Source organism: Desulfonatronum sp. SC1, assembly GCF_003046795.1.
Lineage (GTDB): Bacteria > Desulfobacterota > Desulfovibrionia > Desulfovibrionales > Desulfonatronaceae > Desulfonatronum.
On sequence record NZ_PZKN01000024.1, the window covers coordinates 25,326 to 46,461 of the forward strand.

Sequence of the window (21,136 nt, forward strand, 5' to 3'; positions counted from 1 at the left end):
TTCTTTTTCTGTTTTTTCGTTCCCGCAGCCTGTAGGAGTCTATCGTGAAATCCGACTTCAAGGAAAATCTCAAAGAGGTCGTCCTGGCCGTGTTGCCCATATCCGTGGTGGTCATTCTGCTTCAGGTGTTTCTTGTCCATCTGCCCTGGGATTTGTTCGTGCGGTTCATCATCGGGGCGGCCATGGTCCTGGCCGGTTTGTTGCTGTTTCTTCAGGGGGTGAAGGTTGGGTTGTTGCCCATGGGCGAGGCCGTGGGCAGTGAGTTGCCCAAGCATGGCTCGTTGATTTTTATGCTCTTTTTCGCCTTTATCCTCGGATTCGTCGTGACCGTGGCCGAGCCGGACGTGCGGGTGCTCGCCCATCAGGTGGATATTGTTTCCGACGGGATGGTCACCAGCAACCTGCTGATTTTCACCGTGGCCATCGGGGTGGCGTTCTTCGTGGCTCTGGCCATGCTGCGCATCGTGCTGCGCGTACCCATTGCCTGGCTGTACGGCGTCAGCTACCTGTTGATTATCGTTCTTTCCTTCATCACTCCCGCGTCCTTTGTGCCCATTGCCTTTGACGCCGGGGGCGTGACCACCGGGCCGGTGACCGTGCCGTTCATCCTGGCTCTGGGTTTGGGGACCGTGGCGGTCATGGGCGGCCGGTCCTCCTTTACCGACGGTTTCGGTTTGGTTGGGCTCGCTTCCATCGGGCCGGTGATCGGCGTGATGATTTTGGGGATGATTTACGGATGAATACGATTCTGGCCTTTCTGGATTTCAGCCACGTCTCGCTGGAGGTTTTGCAGGCCCTGGCTCCTCTGGTGGCTTTTTTTCTGTTTTTCCAGCTCGCCTACCTCAAGCTGCCCCGGACGTTCGTGATGAACATGATCAAGGGAGTGGTGCTGTGCGTTATGGGATTGATTCTGTTCTTGCAAGGCGTCCAGGTGGGGTTCATGCCCGTGGGCACGGCCATGGGGGAGATTCTCGGAGCCATGGAGACGACCTGGCCGCTGATTTTTATCGGTTTTTTGCTGGGCTTGGTGGCCACCATCGCCGAGCCGGCGGTGCACATCTTGAGTTACGAGGTGGAAAAGGCCTCGGCGGGCAGCATTCGCGAGAAGACCATTCTCGCGACCCTGTCCCTCGGGGTGGCCTTGTTCGTGGCCCTGGGCATGGCCAAAATCATCTACGGCGTGCCCATCCATTACATTCTCGTGCCGGGATACCTCCTGGCCCTGGTGCTGATGCGTTTTTGCGACCCGACCTTCGTCGCCATCGCCTTTGACGCCGGAGGGGTCGCCACCGGTCCCATGACCGTGACCTTCGTGCTCGCCGTGGCTCTGGGCATCGCCACGGCGATGGAAGGCCGCGATCCCGTTCTGGACGGCTTCGGCCTGATTGCCCTGGTGGCCATGGCCCCGATTCTCTCGGTCATGGTCCTTGGACTGATCGTTACTTCCGTGAAGAAAAGGAGCTGAGCGTGGACCTGAATATTCCCTTTGATCTGATCGTCACCATCGTGAACAAGGGCGGCAGCGAGACCATCATCAAGGCCACAAAGTCCGCCGGGGCCGAGGGCGGGACGATAATTCCCGGCCGCGGCACCGGAATCCGGGAGCAAAAAAAGCTGTGGGGCATCCCCATAGAGCCGGAAAAGGACATTGTATTGACCATCGTGCCTCAGGAAAAGACCCAAATCGTCCTTGACGCCATCCTGGAGCAGGGCAGCCTGAACAAACCCGGCGCGGGCATCGCCTTCGTTGTGGACCTGAAAAAGGTCGTCGGCATCTGCCACATGTGTCAGCTGGATACCTGAGCCGGCTCATCGTCCTCGTCGCCGGGGGAATCTCCCCCAAACGGAGCCGCCGCGTCGGCTACTGCGGAGAGTGGACGGTGGTCCGGAAGTCCGGAGAGTGCAGCCCCATGCGGCGCATGATCTTCTGGACGGCCACCCGGCTCAGGCCAGCCATTTTGGCGGCCTTAGAGATATTGCCGTTGGTGGTGAAGAGAAGGTTCTGGACGTAGGAGCGGGTGAACTGTTCCAGCATCCGGTTGCGGGCCTCAATGTAGGGTTCCATGGTCATGTTGGCGTACTGGAGGACCAGGGACTGTACGGGACTTGCGCCGGGGTGCTCCACGGCATGGATGTGCATGGTTTCGATTTCGGTATCCTTGCAAAAAATCAGCATCCGGCGGACGAAGTTTTGCAGTTCCCGGATGTTGCCCGGCCAGTTGCGGCGCATTAATTCTTCCGTGGCCGCTGGGGAAAAGCGTTTGGCCGGGATTTCCAGTTCCGCGCAGAATTTTTTGCTGAAGTGGTCCACAAGAAGGGGGATGTCCTCGCGGATGTCCCGCAAGGTCGGCGTACGGACCGTGACCACGTTCAGCCGATAAAACAGATCCTCCCTGAAGGTCCGCTCGTTGATCTTCTTTTCCAGATCCTGGTTGGTACTGGCCAGGATGCGTACGTTGATCCTCTTGCTCTTGACCCCGCCCAAAGGTCGCAGCTCCTGCTCCTGGAGCACGCGCAGCAACTTGGTTTGAAGGGTGACGGGAATGTCTCCGATTTCATCCAGTAGCAGGGTCGAGCCGTCAGCTTCCTCGAAAAGCCCGACATAATCCGTATCCGCTCCGGTAAACGCCCCTTTCTTGTGCCCGAACAGTTCGCTCTCCAGAAGCTGTTCCGGGATGGCCGGGCAGTTCACCGCGAGAAAGGGGCGGGATTTGCGCTTGCTCAAGTCGTGGATGGCCCGGGCGACTAACTCCTTGCCTGTTCCGCTTTGGCCGCGGATAAGCACGGTATAGTTGGTGTGGGCCAAAGCCTGGATGGTGTCGTAGAGTCGGCGCATGGGCGCGGTCTGACCGATGAAGTTCGCAAACGAGTTTTGTTCCGAAATTTTGGCCCGTAGGTTCAGGTTTTCGCGGATCAGTTGACCTCGTTCCATACCTTTGCGCAGCACCCGCAGCAGATCTAGGATTTCAAAGGGCTTGGTCACGAAGTCGTAGGCCCCTTGCCGGATGGCTTCCACGGCTGTCTCGATGCTGCCGTAGGCGGTCATCATGATCACGGTGACGTTAGGGTCCGTCTCCCGGATCCGGGTGAGCAGATCCATTCCGTTCATTTCCGGCATCTGGATATCCAGCAGAATCAGCTCGAAGGTGCGTGTGTCGATCAGTTCCAGCGCTTTCAATGGATTGGATGCGGTGACCACGGAGACGCCTTCCAATTCAAAAGAGAGAACGCGGCTCAATCCCTGAAGCATGTCCACTTCGTCGTCAATGATCAGAAGGTGCTGCTGGGCCATATGGATGTTGATACCTGAGTAAGGGGTGAAAGCTTCTCGGCCTCTTGATGAGAAAGGGACATCCGTGTCGCGAACCCGAGATGTACGAGGAAAACGGCGAAAGCGCTGCCGGACGGCTGTTGAAGAAAAGGCCTCGCGGGATTGCATCGAAATTCTACTCGGCCTTGAACGCCTTGTAAATTTCCGCCTGTGAAACGCAAAGCGAGGCTTGCAATGACAACCGAGGATAGCATCAACCCAGGATGGCATCTTTGCGTTTGTATTGCTGAAACATATTGAAAAGATTCTGCTTTATTTTCGAGAAAAGTCAGGCTTGCTTTTTGCTTCCGTGAGAAGGCCGGGGTGGTCCCGGATAGGGTGGGTCCGGAGAGAAAGCCGCGTTTTGAGGCTCCCGCGTCCAGGGCCCTGAACATTCACGAACACCTTTTCTCAGGAGGAAGCGAGATGGCCGAAGCTTCGAAGCAAGATTCTGATATTGTTATTGATCGTGGAAAATGGGAATGGTCCGAACTGTGGAAGAAAGAGGACTGGTGGGCGATTTGGCTGGGATTCGTGATTTTGATCATCGGCTTGCTCATTTTCCTGCCCAGACCTCCGGCGGATATGCATGAGAAACTGGCCAAGGCCGAGGCGACCATGGCCGCCGAGGATGTTCGCGCGCCGTTCCATACCATCGAATGGCACGGGGCCAACGACGCCATGTCCGGGCTGCGAGCGCGTAACGAGCCCCATGGAAAAACCATCGCCAAGTGGCTGGAGATGCCGGGCCGGTGGACGAGCAGCCCCATGGAGTCCTTCTATCTGAGCGAGTCCGCTGCCGCGGAGCGGCGGGCCAAGGCCGAACCGGCCTATAAGGAAGCTCAGGAAGCGACCAAGGCCGCGCTGGAACGGGCCAAGCAAGTCCAGGATTTGGCCGCTGAGGAAGCGTTCCGCAATGAAGACCTTAACGAGCAGGCCGAGGCGGCCATCCGGGAGTGGCGTCAGGCCAGGGAGAAGGAGCGGGGCAGTCTGCGGACCAGGGCCTCGGTTCAGGCCTACAACAAGATCCCCTACATGATCGGGATCATGATTATTTTCATGGTTTTCTTCAGTGTCGGCGCTCGATTTATGGACATCGGCTCGGCCGATCTGATGAAGGGCTTTTGGTTCGTTTTCCTGCTGGCTGTTGTCGCGGAGATGATCGGTCAACAGAATACCATGCGTGAATATGGTTTCGGCGGCTTGATCTGGGCCATTCTCGGGGGCATGTTGATCAGCAACACCGTGGGCGTGCCGAATTTCCTGAAGCCGGCCCTGCAGACCGAGTACTACATCAAGACCGGCCTCGTGCTGCTGGGCGCGGAAATCCTGTTCAGCAAGATCATGCTTATCGGGCAGGCCGGCGTGGTCGTGGCTTGGGTCGTCACTCCCACTGTGCTCATCTTGACCTACATTTTCGGTCAGCGGGTCTTGAAAATGGAGTCCAAGACCCTGAATATCACGGTCTCCGCTGACATGTCCGTCTGCGGCGTGTCCGCGGCCATCGCCACGGCCGCGGCCTGCCGGGCCAAGAAGGAAGAGTTGACCATCGCCGTGGGCATGTCCATGCTCTTCACCGCGATCATGATGATCGCTCTGCCCACGTTCATCGTCTCCGTGGGCATGCACCCGGTTTTGGGCGGGGCCTGGATCGGCGGGACCATCGACTCCACCGGCGCGGTTGTGGCGGCCGGGGCATTCCTGGGCGAGGTTGGCATGTTCGTGGCCGCGACCGTGAAGATGATCCAGAACATCCTCATCGGCGTTATCGCTTTCGGCGTAGCCGTGTACTGGTGCGCCCGGGTGGACTGCGTACCCGGTCAGCAAGTCAGTAAGATGGAAATCTGGTATCGTTTCCCCAAGTTCGTGCTGGGCTTCATCGCCGCGTCGATCATCTTCTCCTGGATGCTGGTCAGCATGGGCAGCGCTGGCGACGTAATGATCGACCAGGGCGTGCTGCGCGGCTTCTCCCGCCCGATCCGGGAATGGTTCTTCATCCTGGCCTTCGCCAGCATCGGCCTGTCCTCCAACTTCCGGGAAATGGCTCACCACTTCAAGGGCGGCAAGCCGGTCATCCTGTACGTCTGCGGGCAGACCCTGAACCTGATCCTGACGCTGCTCGTGGCCTACCTGATGTACTTCGTGGTATTCCCGCACGTCACCGAAAGCCTGATGAGCTAATCGTTCGTCGGGCGCAAACCTAAGGGAGAGCGGTCATGCACGCGCCAAAAGACAATCAGGGCGGCAATCGCGGCCACGGGAAGCTGAAAGGTTGGATCAAACTGGCCGCAGGCGTGGCCCTGGTCTGGGTGATGGCCTATGTAGTGCTGCCTTGGGGCCAGACCCTGCCGCACATCCGTCCGGTGATGGAGGCCATCGCGGACTCCAACGTGGATACCGGCACGTACTGGTATTCCCAGTGCGAGGACACCGCGGTGGCTCAAATGCATATCCGCAACACCCTGCGCAACCTGTAGCTCGGTCCGCGCGACAACTCCGACCGGACGGCCAAGCCGTCGGATAAACAAAAAAACGGCCCTGGAAAATCGATCTCGTTTTTCCAGGGCCGTTTCATTTTATCGTTGTAGAGGAGTCGAAATTGCTTTCCCGCTCACGACCCTGAACGATACTCCACCGGATTGATGTTCATCTTTCGGACGATTTTTTGAAGGGCCACCCGGCTCATGTCGGCCATTTTCGCGGCTTGGGAGACGTTGCCTCCGGCCTTGGAGAGGAGGTCGCCCACGTACTCGGCGGTAAAGGCGTTGACCGCCCTGGCCTTGGCCTCGGCGTAGGATTCGATCTCGCCGCTTCCCGCCGCGTTTTCCGCCGCGGGACGCGCGGGGTGGCGGCCGTCGACCATTTTCAGCACGGACAGGTTCAGCTTCTCGCCGGGGCAGAAAATAATCAGTCTGCGCACGAAGTTTTTCAATTCACGAGCATTGCCAGGCCAATCACGGTGCGACAGGTTCTCCAGGACATCCGAGGAGATTGTCTTAGGCGCGGTGTTCAGTTCGAGGGCGGACAGGCGGTTGAAGTGATGGACGAGCAGCGGGATGTCGTCGGTAATCTCCCTGAGGGGCGGGGTGCGGACGCTGACCACGTTCAAGCGGTAAAACAGGTCTTCCCGGAAGCTTTTGTCCCGGATCTTGTTCTCCAGGTCTTGATTGGTGGTGGACACGATCCGGACGTCCACTTTTTTGTTCCCGCTGCCGCCCAGCGGGCGGATTTCCTGTTCCTGTAAGGCGCGCAGGAGCTTGGTCTGAACCGAGACCGGGATGTCCGCGATTTCGTCCAGATGCAGGCTTGAGCCGTTGGCTTCGACGAAAAGGCCTTTGTGGTCCTTCAGGGCGCCGGTGAAGGCGCCTTTTTTATGACCGAACAGCTCGCTTTCCAGGAGGTGTTCCGGAATGGCCGGGCAGTTCACGGAGACCAGAACCTTTTCACCGCGCCGGCTCAAGGCGTGGATGGCCTTGGCCGCCAGTTCCTTGCCCGTGCCGGATTCGCCCCTGATTAACACGGGGTAGTCGGTCCCGGCCACGGAACGGATGGTCTCGTAGAGCTGGCGCATGGGCGGGCTTTGCCCCACGAATTCCTCCAGCACGGTCTTTTCGGAGATCTTTTGGCGCAGACTCTGGTTCTCCCGGATTAGGCCGCTGCGTTCAAGGGCTTTCTTGATCAGCCGCACCAGGTCCGGGATGTCGAAGGGTTTAGTGATGAAGTCGTAGGCCCCCATCTTAATGGACTGCACGGCGGTTTCGATGTTTCCGTAGGCCGTCATCATGATCACGGTAACCTTGGGGTCCGCGGCCTTGACTTGCTCCAGAAGCTCCAGGCCGTTCATCTCCGGCATCCTGACGTCCATCAGGATGAGGTCGAAGAGGGTCCCGGCAACCATGTCCAAAGCCTTCAAGGGGCTGGACGTGACCGTGATGTTCGTGTTTTCCAGCTCGTAGGGCAGTATCCGCCGCAGGCCGTCGAGCATGTCCCGCTCATCGTCCACGATGAGTACGTTGAATTGATGCATGGTCGTTCCTCTTATTCGTTCACGTGCACGCTCAATTGATCTCTCCATCCAGCGGAAGATCAATCCGGAACTCCGTCCATTCTCCGGGTTTGCTCAGGACACTGATCTCTCCGCCGTGTTCCCGGACAATGCCGTAGCTCACCGAGAGTCCCAGGCCGGTGCCTTCTCCGGTGTTCTTGGTGCTGAAAAAGGGATCGAAAATTTTATCCTGAATGTATTCCGGTATGCCGTGTCCGTTGTCCCGGATCACGAGGCGGACGGTTTTGCTGGCGGGAAAGTAATCGGTTTCCAAGGCGATACGGCCTTCGCGGCCATCGATGGCCTGATGGGCGTTCATCAGCAGATTCAGGACCACCTGCTTCATTTTATTCACGTCCATGCTCTGCGACGGCAGGTTCGGGTCCAACTTTCGCTCCACGACGACGCCTTGCTTCTTGAACTGCTCAGCAACCATTGCCAGGACGTCGTCCACAATCTGGTTGAAGGACGCCGATTGCTTTTTGGTCTCCGGGCTTCGGGCGAAGTGCAGCAGGTCGCTGACGATGCGCTTGCAGTTCAGGGTCTGCTTTTCGATGGTGCTCAGATCCTTGAGTCCCTGGGGGTAGTCCGCGAGCTGGCGCTTGAGCAACTCCACGTAGCACAGGATCACCCCCATGGGGTTGTTGATCTCGTGGGCCACGCCGGCTGCCAACTGGCCCATGGCCACCATTTTTTCAGTCTGCTGGATTTTCTGTTCCACATGCTTTTGGTCGGTGATCTCCTTGACGTAGCGGATGACGCTTTCCACTTCCCCCTGTTCGTCCGTGACCGGGTAGCAGTGGACCTGGAAAATGCCGCCCTGCGCCGGGCAATTGCTCTCATAGACCACCGCCGACTTGGTGCGCATCGCCGTTTTCAGGCCGCATTCCTTGCACGGGGTTTCCCCGCTACCGTGGATTTCGAAGCATTTTCGGCCAATGACCTCGTCCGTGTCCACGTTGTAGCGCTCGGTATAGGCCTTGTTGACCATCCGGATGCCGAAATCCCGGCCCATCAGCACTACCTGGTCAGTGATCCCGTCGAACACGGATTGGAGCAGCTCCTTGCTCTGAATCAGCTTTTCCATGTTTTGCAGGCTTTCCACGGCGATACCGATTTGGCGGCCGATGGACAGCAGCAGTTCCATCTGCTCCTGGGTGACAAACTTGCAGTCCACGCCGATGAAGGAGAGAACTCCGAGGATTTCGCCTCGGCAAAGCAGGGGAACGTTCAGGTTGCCGGCTGCTCCCCGGCGGTCGAAACAACTGGCCTGCCCGTTTGCGGCCTGGGCAATGGCGTCCACCAGGCGATTGGGCCGGGCCTCCAGAACCGTGGGGACGACGTGTTGCAGTGGAATGGCGGGCGGCAGGTCAGGGGCGTTCTCCTGGTATTGCAGCGACAATTGATGATGGGCCTTGTCGTAGAGGTAGATGCCGGAGCCCTGGGCCGGGAAGACCTGGAGGGTGCGTTGCTGGACCTGCGGCAGGATTTCGGACAGCGAGACCGCGGCCGTGGTCAGTTCGGCCAGGGCGTTCAGGGTCTGCAATTCCTGTTTTCTGGCCAGAACCTTTTCCTGGAGCATTTGCTCCGATTGTTGCAGGGCCGCGGTTCTGCGGGCCACCTTGTCTTCCAAGTCCTGAGCGTATTCTCTCAGTTCCTGGCGGGTCCTGCTCAGGTGTTCGGCCATGCTCACGGCGGCTACGGTCAATTCCTGGATCTCGTCCCGAGGGTCCATGGGATTGGGCTTGGGTAAAAACTCCTGAAGACTTTTCTCCTCAACTTCCCCCCGAAAAATGTTCAGTACTCCGTGCAGATTGTTGACCACGGCCCGGTTGAAGATGAAGGCCATGAGCAGAAAGAAGAGGGTTGCCCCCAAAAACAGGGAAAAGAAGACCGAGGCCGCCTGGTCCCGAATCTCGGCCAAGGCCTTGTGCACCGGAATGCCCACGGCCATCACCCCCGCCAGGTCCCCGGGCTGGTTCCAGAACCCGCGCTCCGTTCCGTACATGTCCAGCATGTCCCGTGGGGCGTGGACTGGATCGCCATGACAGCTCATGCAGGATTCCTCGAAGTAGACGGGCTTGAAGCGCATGAACTGCTTTTCGTTCTCGACGTTCAGGGTTCCCTGCCAGTTCTGAAGTTCCGGATTGATCTGGAACAGGTTGATCATCGAGAGTTCCAGGCTGTTGGCCTCGGACCTGGGATTGCGGGCGTTGCGAGCCACGCGCCGGTATTCGTAGTGGGGCAGAACCTGATTGAAATTGTCCATCACGGCCCGTCCGACGTACGAGGTGGACATGGCCTGGACCATGAAGAACTCCTCGCCGAACTCCTCGGACATCCGCGGCCGCAGCTCGTCGCGGACATACTTGCGGCTGGCCTCCACCGCGGCCATGACCATCATGGTCTTTTCATAGGCGTGTTTTTCCATCTGCGCCGTCTCACGCACATAGATCAGATAGGCCCCGGCGAAGCAGACCAGGAGCAGGCTCAAGCCCGTGGCCAGCAGGAACCTGGACCGGAATCCCAGGGATTTGTGAAAGAGGTGGCTTTTTCCTGACTGGCCGGTTTCACCGGTGGGGCTTTTGATAGGCATGGCGGATCTCTATGGGAGTCGAAAAGTGTTTGTTGGGAGGCAAGGATAGCATACGTTTCTCATGGCTGTATTGCAAACTATAGTTGTCAATGTGGTGCTAATAGGTGTTTCTAGTGGTAGGGTGATGAATAAAAGGCCCTTGTGAAGACTGTTTCTATGTGGTTGCTAATACCCTGAGATAACGTGCTAATTTTTGATTTCTTGGCAATGTGGATCGTTTGGCTCGGAGTTTGCTTTACTATGAGAAAAGATTCAATCGCCACGGTTACGCGGTTCACGTCAAGGCGGTTTGCACAGGGCTTTCCGGGATGGCGTGAGAGGGCCGCGTTGATGGTATCAACCCGCAACATTTAAGGAGGTTTTTCACATGGCGGAAAACCAAACGGACAATGTGGTTACCGAAACCAAAGTTCCTATGCTGACCCAGATGCACACCACCGAGGACTGGTGGGCTATCTGGCTGGCTGGCATCATCCTCATCCTGGCCATGATCGCGGCCATGGCCGCCCGGCCCAATGTCGAAAGCATGGCGGAATACCGGGCGACCATGGAAAATGAATCGGAAATGGCCGGGTTCCGGACCATCGCTTTCACCGAGGCCGAAGCTCGGTTGAATGCCGTCCGGGCACGCGACAGCGGATTTCTCAAGACCATCAATGACCTTATGGCTCGGCCTGGTCGATGGACCACCAATCCCCTGGATTCCCTTTACCGCAGTGATGCTGCCGCGGCGGAAATCCGGGCGGCCAACGCCCAGCGGTTGGAGCAGGCCACGGAGCGTCTGAACACGGCCCGGGCCAACGCCCAGGAGGCAGAAGACCTGGCCCGTGAGGCAAACTTTCAGAACACCCAGCTCAACCAGGAAGCCCGCGCCCTTCTTGGCGAATGGCGGGCGGCCCGGAGCAGCCATTCCAGTGCCCGTAGCGCGGCCAACACCCAGCCCTTCAACCGGATTCCCACCTTGCTGGGGCTGATGGTGGTCATGGCCTTGATTTTCTCCATTGGCGGCAAGTTCATGGGCCATAACCTGAAGCACTACTTCATCGGCTTTCCCATTGTCTTTGGTTTGGCCGTGCTCTCCTACGTCATCGCCAACCAGGAAACCGTCAGGGCCTATGGATTCTCCTACGTCTTGTGGGGCATCGTCCTGGGTATGCTCATCTCCAATACGGTCGGTACGCCGAAATTCCTGAAGAGCGCGGCCCAGACCGAATACTTCATCAAGACCGGCTTGGTCCTTTTGGGCGCGAGCATCCTGATCAACCTGATCATCATGGTCGGCCTGCCCGGCATCTTCGTCACCTGGGTGGTCACGCCCATCGTGCTCATCGGAACCTACTGGTTTGGGCAGAACGTGATCAAGATGGAATCCAAACAGTTGAACATCACGGTCTCCTCGGACATGAGTGTTTCCGGCGTGTCCGCGGCCATCGCCGCGGCCGCCGCATCCCGGGCCAAGAAGGAAGAATTGACCCTGGCCATTGGTATGTCCATGATCTTCGTGGTGGTCATGATCTTCGCCCTGCCGACCTTTGCCAACTGGGTGGGCATGCATCCGGTCTGGGCCGGGGCTTGGATCGGCGGTACGGTTGACAACACCGGTTCCGTGGTCGCCGCGGGCGAGTTGATCGGGCCGGAAGCCATGTACGTGGCCGCGACCATCAAGATGATCCAGAACGTGATGATCGGCGTAATGGCCTTTGGCGTGGCCGCCTACTGGTGCTTGAAGGTCGAGCCGGAGCGGGCCTGCGCCGCTGGGGCCGCCCCCATGAAGTTCACCGCCGCCGGCGCTTTGTCCGAAATCTGGTACCGGTTCCCCAAGTTCATCCTGGGCTTCATCGGTGCTTCGGTCTTCTTTTCCGCCTTGGGTGCGGGCATGGGCGAGGATTGGGCGCAAGCCATGATCCGCAACGGTATCCTGGCCTGGGCCAACGGATTCCGTGACTGGTTCTTCGCCATCGCCTTCGTGAGCATCGGTTTGAGCATCAGCTACCGCGAACTCAAGGAACCCCTGAAGGGCGGCAAGGCGCTGCTCCTGTACGTCTGCGGTCAGGGTTTCAACCTGATGCTGACCGCCTTCGTGGCCTACATCATGTTCATGGTCCTGTTCCGCGACGTCACCGACAGGCTGATGGGCATGGGCCTGTAGTCGTCTGATCAGCATGGAGCAGGGACCATTGCCCTCCAACAACCAACAGGCCGGGGACGGGAAACCGTCCCCGGCTTCCCCTTTACGCCGCTTGCTGCGCCTCGGGCTGGGCGTCGCCTTGATTGTCGGCTTTATCGCCATGCTGAACAACTTGGAGCGGCTCATCGGCAAAAGCGAGACGTTGGAGACGTTGCGCGAACGGGACATCTACGTCGGAGCCTGGTATTGGGACACCATCCAAGAAGTCTCCGAAGCCATGAGCTTCATTCGCGGAGCCTTGGGCAAAGGCGACAAAAAGGAAGATTGAGCCAAAACGCTTTAGGCTTAGTCATAGCGTATGCGCGGTCAAGTCTTTTCGAGTGGCCGGAATCCGGTTACAGGCGGCTTGCGGATAAAGGCAACCTTCCCAATCCCCTCCAAACGGAGCATCATCCGTGCCCGCTGATTCCGAATCCAAACTTCTCAAGGCTCAACTCAAGGCGATTCTGGCCGAGGAACGGGAGTTCGCTTCCAGGGTGGTCTATTACCGCCGCGCCGATACCCAGTCGCCGTGGTGGCAAAACTTCATCCCCTTCAAATTTCTGGTCGAGCACTTCGGTCGCAAAAAGGAAACAACGCAGTTCAGCCAAAAACATCTGCGCTTCAAGGAAACGGCCTTGCGAGCGGCGGAGGAAGCCGTCCGGTCCGGGAACGCGGAGCGCGCCCGCCGGGAAATGAAGGGTGAACTACGGGAATTCTGGATGCGCGAGCAGAAGCTGGAGTCTCGGGAAGTCTATGAAAACCTGTCCGCCATGATGGATCTGCTCATGGATCACTACCTTGGGCTGCTGCAAACCAGGGAGCGGGAATACCTGCTGATGGTCCGCGGGGCCTACCAGAACCGCGCAGCATACCAGGAGTACCTGACCCGCATGGAGCATGTGGAGCACGCCGTTGACCAAGGCGTGGTGGAGACCCTGGGGAAGATCTGGCCGGACCCGTACATCCAGAGCAAACAGAAAGCGATCCGGGACGTCCGCAAGCGGGCACTGGATGACGCTTTCTGAGAAGGCTTTCTAAAACTGCTCCAAAAATGTGGCAATGGTGCTTTTAGGCAATGCCCGGCCATATTGAGCAGTTACGGTTTTCTCCCAAAAAAACGAAAAACCGCGCTCCACATTGGAACACGGTCATCCTCGTCTTTATATTTCCGCCTTCTGCTTTCTGACTCCTGAATTCCTTTTTTTCAAACTGCCTCCCCCTGAAAGAAAAACCGCATCTCCTCCTCCCGCATCTCCGCCATCCGTTTCTCGATCCGACTCATGACCGCCCCGGACTCTTCCGAGGTGTGGAAGTTCTCTCGCAAGTGGCGGTTGGTCTCGTCTTCGGCCTCGGCCAGTTTGTTCAGGTAATACCGATACGCGCCGGAAGACCCGTATGCGCCCCGGACCAAATCCTCCAGAGCGTCTCCCGATTGTTCGAGCAGGGTTCGATAGTGCTTTTCCATGAGCTTCAGGATGGCAATCTGCTTGACGGCCAACGTTCGCTCCGTTTCGGACTCCAGTGGAACCTGCGGGAAATACTCAGCTGCGCTGTAGTCCTGGATTTCTCCGGTTTCGATGTCTTGAAGAGCCTTGTCCAAAGCCTTTGTTTTCGTGCCCAGAATATTGCTCGCGAAGGTATGGATACCCGTCTTGTATTGGGTCATTTTCATCATGTGGTGCACGAAGAGCACCGGCAACAAGATCATCCAGACCGAAACCTCGGGCTTTTTGACCACGTCCTTGGCCAAGCGGTAGGCGAATTGCCGCTCATGGGCGAGGATGATGTCGTACTTTTCCCGTAAACTTAGTGACAAGTGGGACTCCTTGAGGGAAGTTGTGGTGGATTGCCGAGCCTGTTAGACAAAAACAAAGGGATTCAATTAGTCTTTTTCGGCCCGAAAGGCAAAAATGGGATGAATGAGGGAGGAAACGTCATGGGTGAGACAGAGCGGGATTCCCTGCCCCAAAAGCTCCGCCAATGGTGGGAATACAAGGTGTTGCTGAACCCCAAGGACTGGATGCAGATCGAGGTCACGTCCAAGTGCAACGCGGCCTGTGCATACTGCCCACGAACCGTTTACCGCGAGCATTGGCACGACCGCTTCATGTCCCTGGACACGTTCCGTCGTCTGCTTCCGACCCTGCGCAAGACCAAGTTGGCCTATCTCCAAGGCTGGGGTGAACCGTTTCTGCACCCGGAATTTCCAACCATGGTCCGGCTGGCCAAGGAGGCCGGATGCACCGTGGGCGTGACCACCAACGGCATGCTTTTGAACGAGCAGCGCCTGGCTCAAGTCATGGACGCGGGCCTGGACATTCTGGCTTTTTCCCTGACCGGCACGACCCCGGAACGCAACGATCCGGCCCGGGCCGGAGCGCCGTTGGTCAAGGTGCTGGAAAAGATGACGATGGTCCAGCGGGTCAAACGGGAACGGGACAGCGTCAAGCCCGTGGTACACATCGCCTACATGCTGCTGCGCTCCGGCCTGGACGATCTGGAAGGGTTGCCCCGGCTGATGGCCGACCACGGGGTGGAGCAGGCCGTGGTCAGCGTGCTGGATTTCGAGCCGGGCGTGGAATTATCCGAGGAAGTGCTCGCGCCCAAGGACGACCAGGAACTGCATGCCCTGGAAGAGCGCTTCACCCGGCTGCGCGAGGCGGCCGTGAACCTGGGCGTGACCATCCACACGCCCAGTTTCGCCCCCAGGGGCAAGGACGATCCGGTCTGCGCCGAAAACGTCCAGCGAACTCTGTTTGTCTCCGCGGACGGCGAAATCTCCCCCTGCGTCTACGCCAACGTCCCCGTGGACCAGGCTGAATACGCCCGCCAGGGCCAACCCGCGCCGTACAGCCGGGTCACCTTCGGCAACGTCAACGACGAACTGCTGCCCGTGCTCTGGCGAAGCAAACCCTACGAGCAGTTCCGCGAAGGTCTGGAAAATAACAGACCCGCGGCGATTTGCCGGAATTGTCCGAAGCGGAAGAGGTGAGTTTTTTCAAGAATTTCAGCAGAGACTGGTTGAGTTGAAGAATTACGTCCATGGACACCTCCCCTTGCGATATGATTGCATTCCTAAAAATATAGGTATTTTTTGGAATGCAATCCATGATTCATGGAAAGGTGATGGGGATGAGCTTTTCATTAAGCCGTAATGGTCATCCAGGTTTCATGCTTCCTTCTCTGCTCGCTGATCCGCTCTTTGCCGTCCAAGCCTAAACGTCCAGCAGCATCTCCAGGTCATTGCGGGTGATATTCTTCCAGACGTCCTGGCCGGGGATGATGGATTCGGCCACGTTGCGTTTCTGATCCTGAAGTTTGAGGATCTTTTCCTCCACCGTGTTCTCGCAGATCATCTTGTAGGCGAAGACCTGCTTGGTTTGGCCGATGCGGTGGGTGCGGTCGATGGCCTGGCTTTCCACGGCCGGGTTCCACCACGGGTCGTAGTGGATGACGTAATCAGCCGCGGTCAGGTTCAGGCCCGTGCCGCCGGCCTTGAGGGATATCAGGAACAGGCGGATGGATTCGTCGTTGTTGAACTTGTCCACCTGTTCGAAACGGTCCTTGCTGGAGCCGTCCAGATAGGTAAACGGAATGTCCGTGGTTTGCAGCCAGCCTCGGATGATGTGCAGCATCTGTACGAACTGGGAGAAGACCAGCACCTTGTGGCCGTCCTCTATGATGCCCGTGGTCAGATCCTTGAAGGCCTCGAACTTGCCGGAGCTGATGTTCGTGCTCACCCCGGGCATGTCCAGGCGCAGCAGCCGCGGATGGCAGCAGATCTGGCGCAGCTTGAGCAGGGCGTCCAGGATGGACATCTGGCTCTTGGCCATGCCCTGTTCGTCGATGTTCTTGAGCACTTGATCCTTGAGCTTCCTGGCCACGGCCGAGTACAGTTCCATTTGCTCGTCTTCCAGGGCGCAGTAGTAGACGTTCTCCACCTTGGGCGGCAGATCCTTGGCCACATCGGCCTTCTTGCGGCGCAGGATGAACGGTTTGACCCGCATTCTGAGCTGTTCCAGTGACTCTTCGTCCCCGTCCTTGATCGGCCGGACGAACCCGCTGTGAAAGGCGTGCTGGGATCCGAGAAATCCGGGCATCAGGAATTCGAACAGGGACCACAGTTCCAGCAAGTTGTTTTCGATGGGCGTGCCCGAGAGGCACAGCCGGAATTTGGCGTTGATCCGGCGCACCGACCGGGCGGTGATGGTGTTCGGGTTCTTGATGTTCTGGGCTTCGTCCAGGATGACGCTATTGAATTCGTGCTTCATCAGCTCGTCCATGTCCCGGCGCAGCAGGGCGTAGGTGGTGATGACCAGGTCGGATTCCGGGATCCGTTTGAATAACGGTTCCCGGTTGATGCCGTAGATCAGCAGCCGACTGAGGTTGGGCAGGAATTTTTGGGCCTCCCGGTCCCAGTTGGGCAGCACGGAAGTGGGCACGACGATCAGGTTAGGGCCGTCGTGCTTATTGGATATCATGTGCTGGATGAAGGCCAGAGTCTGCACGGTCTTGCCCAGCCCCATTTCGTCGGCCAGGATTCCGCCGAAGCCGTACTTGCGTAGAAAGTTCAGGTAGCTCAACCCTTGGAGCTGGTAGGGCCGCAGGTCGGCCTGCAGCTCCTTGGGGGCCTCGATCTGTTCCACGGATTCGAAATCGTGGATCTTCAGACGCAAATCCTGCCAGAAATCGTCCGTGGATGCGCCCGGAAGGTCTTCCAGGATTTTGTCCAGGATCGGGGCCTCGAACTGCTTGAATTTGCGTTTGAGCGGCTTGTCCGGATCGATGCCCAGGGTTTCCAGGCGGTGGCCCAGGGTCTTCAGCCAGGACTCGGGCAGGCGGGTGTAGGAGCCGTCCTTGAGCTGGACATAGCGTTTGCCCTGGGTCCAGGCCTTCCATATCTTTTCGATGGGCACCCGTTCGCCGTCGTAATCCACGGAGATATCCAGGTTGAACCACTTGTCCTCGGCCTTGTCGTCCTGGGTTTCCAGAATGGCGACCACCTCGGGATCGGCCAGCCGGACCTTGTAGCGGCTCAGGCTCTGCTCCCCGAACATCCGGTATTCCTGGACCATTCCCGGATAGGCGTCCAGAAGAAACGTGATGGCCTCCTCCGGCTCCAGAAACCAGATATCCGGACTGCGGGCCTGGAAATTCATGGAGGTCAGCTTGCTGATCAGCGCGGCTTCCTTTTCCTGGTCCCGGCGCATGAGGTAGGCCTTGCCTCCGTGTTGGTAGCTTCCAGTCTGCAGATCCTGGTTCGGGGCATCCAGGGTGATTTCACCGTGCTCCGTCATGTAGGTGTTCTGGATTTGCAAGGTCAGGAAGCTGCCTTCTTCATCCAGGAAAAGCTTCGGATCGTGGGTGGCCGGGACAAAAATCGGCTGCATCCGTTCCAAAAAGTCTTCCTGCCCGATGAGGTCCGAGGAGGGGATCTTGGTCCAGACCCGGTCCAGGAATTCGGCGATATCCCCATGCGGGACGATGGGCTGCTCTTCCACGAGATCCTGAACCAGTCGCGGGTCCAGACCGGTCTGGACGGGCAAAAACTGTTGCCTCCAGCAGACCCAGAGGGGAAACTGGCCGTAAAAGTAGAGCTCCTGACCGGTGATGGAAAACGGGATTTTTCCTTCCCGGCCCAGTAGCAGGTCGAAGTTCAGGCCGTCCTCGGAAAGATGGGGACGGACTTGCAGGCGCAGAGTCTTGCTTTCCACGCGCACCGGCTGGTCCGTGTCCTCCCAGCGCAGGTAGTATTCGTTTTTAATCCCCCAGAGAAACCAGGTCAGCAGGCCTTGGGGAATGTCCACCCGATGGCCGAAGTATTCCAGATGCTGTCCGATGCGTTCCACGATTTGAGGCAGTTCCGGAGACAGTTCGGACCATTCCGGGTTGCGGATCAGCTGCTCCAGGGTGACCGGGACAGTGACCTGGGAGATGCCGGACTTGTTTTGTCTGGCTCGGAAAAATGCCACCTGCAAGCGCTTGGGCTCGGGATAGAAGCGCATGATGAAGTACTGCTTGCCTGGTTCCGGCTCCACCTCCATGGCGAAAAACTGGCGAAAGGTCTTGCGCCACTCGGTCCGGGGTTTGGGCATGTCCTCTTGATTGTCGCTTTGCAAAGAGGCTACAAGATGCAGGGCCGTGGCGGCCACATGCCGACAAACCCCGGAGAACGAGTCCGGGCAGTTGCAGAAAAAACTGGCGTTGGGGTCCTTGAGGTTTATGCCCAGTTCCGCGTTGTAGACCTGGAAGTCGTCCGTCTGAAACTGACCGGAGACGTCCCAGTGGTCGTCGAATTTTTTCAAGGAGACCTTATAATCTCCTTCCGCCGCGATCAGCGCTTGCGCGCCGGAGGCGATGTATTCCGGAACGTTTTCCTGGATAAACCGTTTCGCGGCCGAGAGCACTTCGGCTTCTTCACCTTTAACCATGTGTGATCCAAGCTCCTTCTTCGTGGTCGTACTTGAATAATAATCGATATCAACGTCGTTTGCACGGCGATCTGGTCAGGGTTGGTCCATTTAATCAAAATGAGGGAATGTCGCAAGGGCGGCGAAAGAATTGCCTCTCAACGTCCATGAGATACGGCGTCGCGACGCCGAAAGAGCGGGAGGCCGCTCGGTTATTTTAACGAATCATCCATCCGGGACGACCCAGTACGACATACTGCATCGTTTTCCGTAACAGGCAAGCCATAATGATCCGTATCCACGAAATTCTGGACAAGGTCTCCGGATACATGTCTCCGGAGGACATGAACCTGATTCAGAAAGCCTATGTCTTTTCCGCCGCGGCCCATGCCGGGCAGACCAGGCTCTCCGGCGAGCCATACCTTTTTCATCCCCTTGAAGTGGCCAATTCCCTGGCCGAGATGAAGCTGGACAAGGCGTCCATCGCCGCGGGCCTGCTCCACGATACCGTGGAGGACACCAAGGTCACCATCAAGGAGGTCGCCGCGGAATTCGGCAACGACGTGGCCAAGATCGTCGCCGGGACCACCAAGATCAGCAAGATGAGCTTTCACTCCAAGGAGGAGGCCCAGGCCGAGAACATCCGGAAGATGATCCTGGCCATGGCCGACGACATCCGGGTGCTGATGGTCAAGCTGGCGGACCGCCTGCACAACATGCGCACCTTGGAGTTTCAGAAAAACATCAAGCAGCGCCTGATTGCCAAGGAGACGTTGGATATTTACGCCCCGCTGGCCAACCGGCTCGGGCTGTATCGGGTCAAGGTCCAGTTGGAGGATTTGAGCCTGCGCTATCTGAAGCCGGACATATATCAACAAATAGCCAGCGGCGTCCAGCAACATCAAAGCGTCGGTCAGGAGTACATCGGCAAGGTCATCGCCATGATCGACGAGTTGCTTACGGCCAACAAGATTTCCGGGCGGGTCAGGGGGCGGATCAAGCACATCTACAGCATCTATCATAAAATGCTGCAACAAGGCCTGAACCTGGACCAAGTGTACGACCTGATCGCGTTTCGGACCATCGTCGGCTCCATCAAGGACTGCTACGCCGCGCTGGGGCTGGTCCATTCCTTGTGGAAGCCCGTGCCTGGGCGGTTCAAGGACTACATCTCCATGCCCAAGAAGAATATGTACCAGAGTCTGCACACCACGGTGTTCGGGCCGGATGGAGAGCGTATCGAGATTCAGATCCGCACCGAGGACATGAACCGGCTGGCCGAATACGGGGTTGCAGCCCATTGGCAGTACAAGGAGGGGGCGAAAGGCAAGGACAAGGACGCGGACCGCTTTTCCTGGCTGCGTCAAATCCTGGATTGGCAGCAGGACCTGGAAAACCCTCGCGAGTTCATGGCCTCCTTGCGCATCGATCTGTTCCAGGACGAGGTCTACGTGTTCACGCCCCGGGGCGACGTTAAGGAGCTTCCGGAAGGCGCGACACCGGTGGATTTCGCCTATCTGGTGCATACCGAGGTAGGAAATCATTGTACCGGGGCTCGAGTCAACGGACGGCTGGTCCCGCTGTCTTCCCCGCTGCATAACGGCGACACCGTGGAGATTATCACCGACTCCGGCCGTCATCCCAGCAAGGACTGGCTGAAATTCGTCAAGACCGCCAAGGCCAAGGCCCGGATTAAGCATTGGGTGCGCACCGAGGAGCGGGATCGCAGCATCGCCTTTGCCCGCGAGATACTGGAGAAGGAAGGCCGCAAGGTCGGCGTGAACATGGCCAAGGCCATGAAGGACGGCCGGTTCGACAAGGTCGTGGAGGAGCTGTCCTTCAAGACTCCGGAAGACCTCTTGACGGCGGTGGGCTATGCCCGGCTCACCCCCAGACAGGTGCTCAACCGGATGCTGCCCGCGGAGCAGAAAACGGCCGAAGCTGATGAGCGTCCCGCCCCGCGGGCGGAACCGGCCAAGTCGACCAAGTCCAGAGGCATCAGCATCAAGGGCGTGGACGACATCCTGGTCCAGTTCGCCAAGTGCTGTAACCCGTTGCCCGGCGACCCCATCGTGGGCTTCATCAGTCGGGGCCGGGGAGCCATCGTGCATACGGTGGACTGTCCCAACGTGGGCCACCTGGAACCGGAACGGATGCTGGACGTGTACTGGGAAGGTGACCAGAGCAAGCCGTTTCCGGCCAAGATCCGGATCATCTGCAAGAACATTCCCGGCGTGCTGGGCGAGATCAGCACGCTCATGGCCGGAGAGGGCGTAAATATCGACTCCGGCTCCTTCCATTCCAGGCCGGACGGCAAGACGGAAATGCTGTTTCAGGTCGAAGTGCGTGATTCAGCGCAACTTTACGGGGTTATCGAGACGATCAGCAAGCTGGATTCCGTGGTCGAGGTGATTCGGCTCACGGAGAAATAAAGTAACTACTCAGCACACGTTGTGTGCTCTTCCTGCGGCCATCGAAGTCGGGGTCGGGATCGGAATCGGAACAGGAAAAAAAATGAACGCATCCCAGCGTTTTCGATCCCGATCCCGATTCCGACCCCGGCAACAGATTTACTCAGTGCTGAGTAGTTACAAAAAATGAATAT

Annotated in this window: 15 protein-coding genes; 10 read left to right on the forward strand and 5 right to left on the reverse strand. The window is 58.1% G+C overall.

The window, feature by feature from the left end:
* Positions 1–44: 44 nt before the first annotated feature.
* Genes C6366_RS13060 through C6366_RS13070 form a run of 3 tightly spaced genes read left to right on the forward strand, consistent with a single transcriptional unit; the run spans position 45 to position 1,803 of the window.
* Positions 45–740 carry a DUF1538 domain-containing protein gene (locus C6366_RS13060; protein ID WP_107738579.1) on the forward strand — a complete coding sequence of 232 codons (696 nt, stop codon included), beginning with the start codon at positions 45–47 and terminating at the stop codon, positions 738–740.
* Complete coding sequence (locus C6366_RS13065) at positions 737–1,465, forward strand: DUF1538 domain-containing protein (RefSeq protein ID WP_107738581.1); 729 nt, start codon at positions 737–739, stop codon at positions 1,463–1,465. The genes C6366_RS13060 and C6366_RS13065 overlap by 4 nt, the downstream gene beginning before the upstream one ends.
* A 2-nt stretch (positions 1,466–1,467) precedes the next feature.
* On the forward strand, positions 1,468–1,803 hold the full coding sequence (locus C6366_RS13070) for a P-II family nitrogen regulator (protein ID WP_199221506.1): 336 nt from the start codon (positions 1,468–1,470) through the stop codon (positions 1,801–1,803).
* Between the two features lie 58 nt (positions 1,804–1,861).
* Here C6366_RS13070 and C6366_RS13075 read toward each other — a convergent pair whose 3' ends face one another.
* Complete coding sequence (locus C6366_RS13075; RefSeq protein WP_107738585.1) at positions 1,862–3,292, reverse strand: sigma-54 dependent transcriptional regulator; 1,431 nt, start codon at positions 3,290–3,292, stop codon at positions 1,862–1,864.
* A 444-nt stretch (positions 3,293–3,736) separates the two neighbouring features.
* Between C6366_RS13075 and C6366_RS13080 the strand changes: the two genes are divergently transcribed.
* Entirely contained in the window at positions 3,737–5,491 is a 1,755-nt protein-coding gene (locus C6366_RS13080) for a YeiH family protein (protein WP_107738587.1), read from the forward strand.
* Between the two features lie 35 nt (positions 5,492–5,526).
* Positions 5,527–5,787: a hypothetical protein gene (locus C6366_RS13085; protein ID WP_107738589.1), complete on the forward strand. Its 261-nt coding sequence runs from the start codon at positions 5,527–5,529 to the stop codon at positions 5,785–5,787.
* Between the two features lie 134 nt (positions 5,788–5,921).
* Here C6366_RS13085 and C6366_RS13090 read toward each other — a convergent pair whose 3' ends face one another.
* Positions 5,922–7,337, reverse strand: a complete 1,416-nt coding sequence (locus tag C6366_RS13090; protein WP_107738591.1) for a sigma-54 dependent transcriptional regulator — start codon at positions 7,335–7,337, stop codon at positions 5,922–5,924.
* A 31-nt stretch (positions 7,338–7,368) separates the two neighbouring features.
* On the reverse strand, positions 7,369–9,951 hold the full coding sequence (locus tag C6366_RS13095; protein WP_107738593.1) for a DUF3365 domain-containing protein: 2,583 nt from the start codon (positions 9,949–9,951) through the stop codon (positions 7,369–7,371).
* Between the two features lie 367 nt (positions 9,952–10,318).
* On the opposite strand from C6366_RS13095, the gene C6366_RS13100 reads away from it, so the two are divergent.
* The 3 genes from C6366_RS13100 to C6366_RS13110 all read left to right on the forward strand — a co-directional run bounded on the left by C6366_RS13100 (position 10,319) and on the right by C6366_RS13110 (position 13,146).
* A complete protein-coding gene (locus C6366_RS13100) occupies positions 10,319–12,100 on the forward strand; it encodes a YeiH family protein (protein ID WP_107738595.1) in 1,782 nt (593 codons plus the stop codon).
* Between the two features lie 28 nt (positions 12,101–12,128).
* Positions 12,129–12,407 carry a hypothetical protein gene (locus tag C6366_RS13105; protein ID WP_107738596.1) on the forward strand — a complete coding sequence of 93 codons (279 nt, stop codon included), beginning with the start codon at positions 12,129–12,131 and terminating at the stop codon, positions 12,405–12,407.
* Positions 12,408–12,534: 127 nt separating this feature from the next.
* Entirely contained in the window at positions 12,535–13,146 is a 612-nt protein-coding gene (locus C6366_RS13110; protein ID WP_107738598.1) for an NF038143 family protein, read from the forward strand.
* Between the two features lie 179 nt (positions 13,147–13,325).
* Here C6366_RS13110 and C6366_RS13115 read toward each other — a convergent pair whose 3' ends face one another.
* Entirely contained in the window at positions 13,326–13,937 is a 612-nt protein-coding gene (locus C6366_RS13115; protein ID WP_107738600.1) for an NF038143 family protein, read from the reverse strand.
* A 120-nt stretch (positions 13,938–14,057) separates the two neighbouring features.
* On the opposite strand from C6366_RS13115, the gene C6366_RS13120 reads away from it, so the two are divergent.
* Positions 14,058–15,113: a radical SAM protein gene (locus C6366_RS13120; protein WP_158269778.1), complete on the forward strand. Its 1,056-nt coding sequence runs from the start codon at positions 14,058–14,060 to the stop codon at positions 15,111–15,113.
* 223 nt (positions 15,114–15,336) lie between these two features.
* Here C6366_RS13120 and C6366_RS13125 read toward each other — a convergent pair whose 3' ends face one another.
* Positions 15,337–18,552 carry a DEAD/DEAH box helicase gene (locus C6366_RS13125; protein ID WP_107738604.1) on the reverse strand — a complete coding sequence of 1,072 codons (3,216 nt, stop codon included), beginning with the start codon at positions 18,550–18,552 and terminating at the stop codon, positions 15,337–15,339.
* A gap of 266 nt (positions 18,553–18,818) precedes the next feature.
* Here C6366_RS13125 and C6366_RS13130 point away from each other — a divergent pair, with 266 nt between their 5' ends.
* Positions 18,819–20,963: a bifunctional (p)ppGpp synthetase/guanosine-3',5'-bis(diphosphate) 3'-pyrophosphohydrolase gene (locus C6366_RS13130; protein WP_107738607.1), complete on the forward strand. Its 2,145-nt coding sequence runs from the start codon at positions 18,819–18,821 to the stop codon at positions 20,961–20,963.
* Positions 20,964–21,136 lie beyond the last annotated feature (173 nt).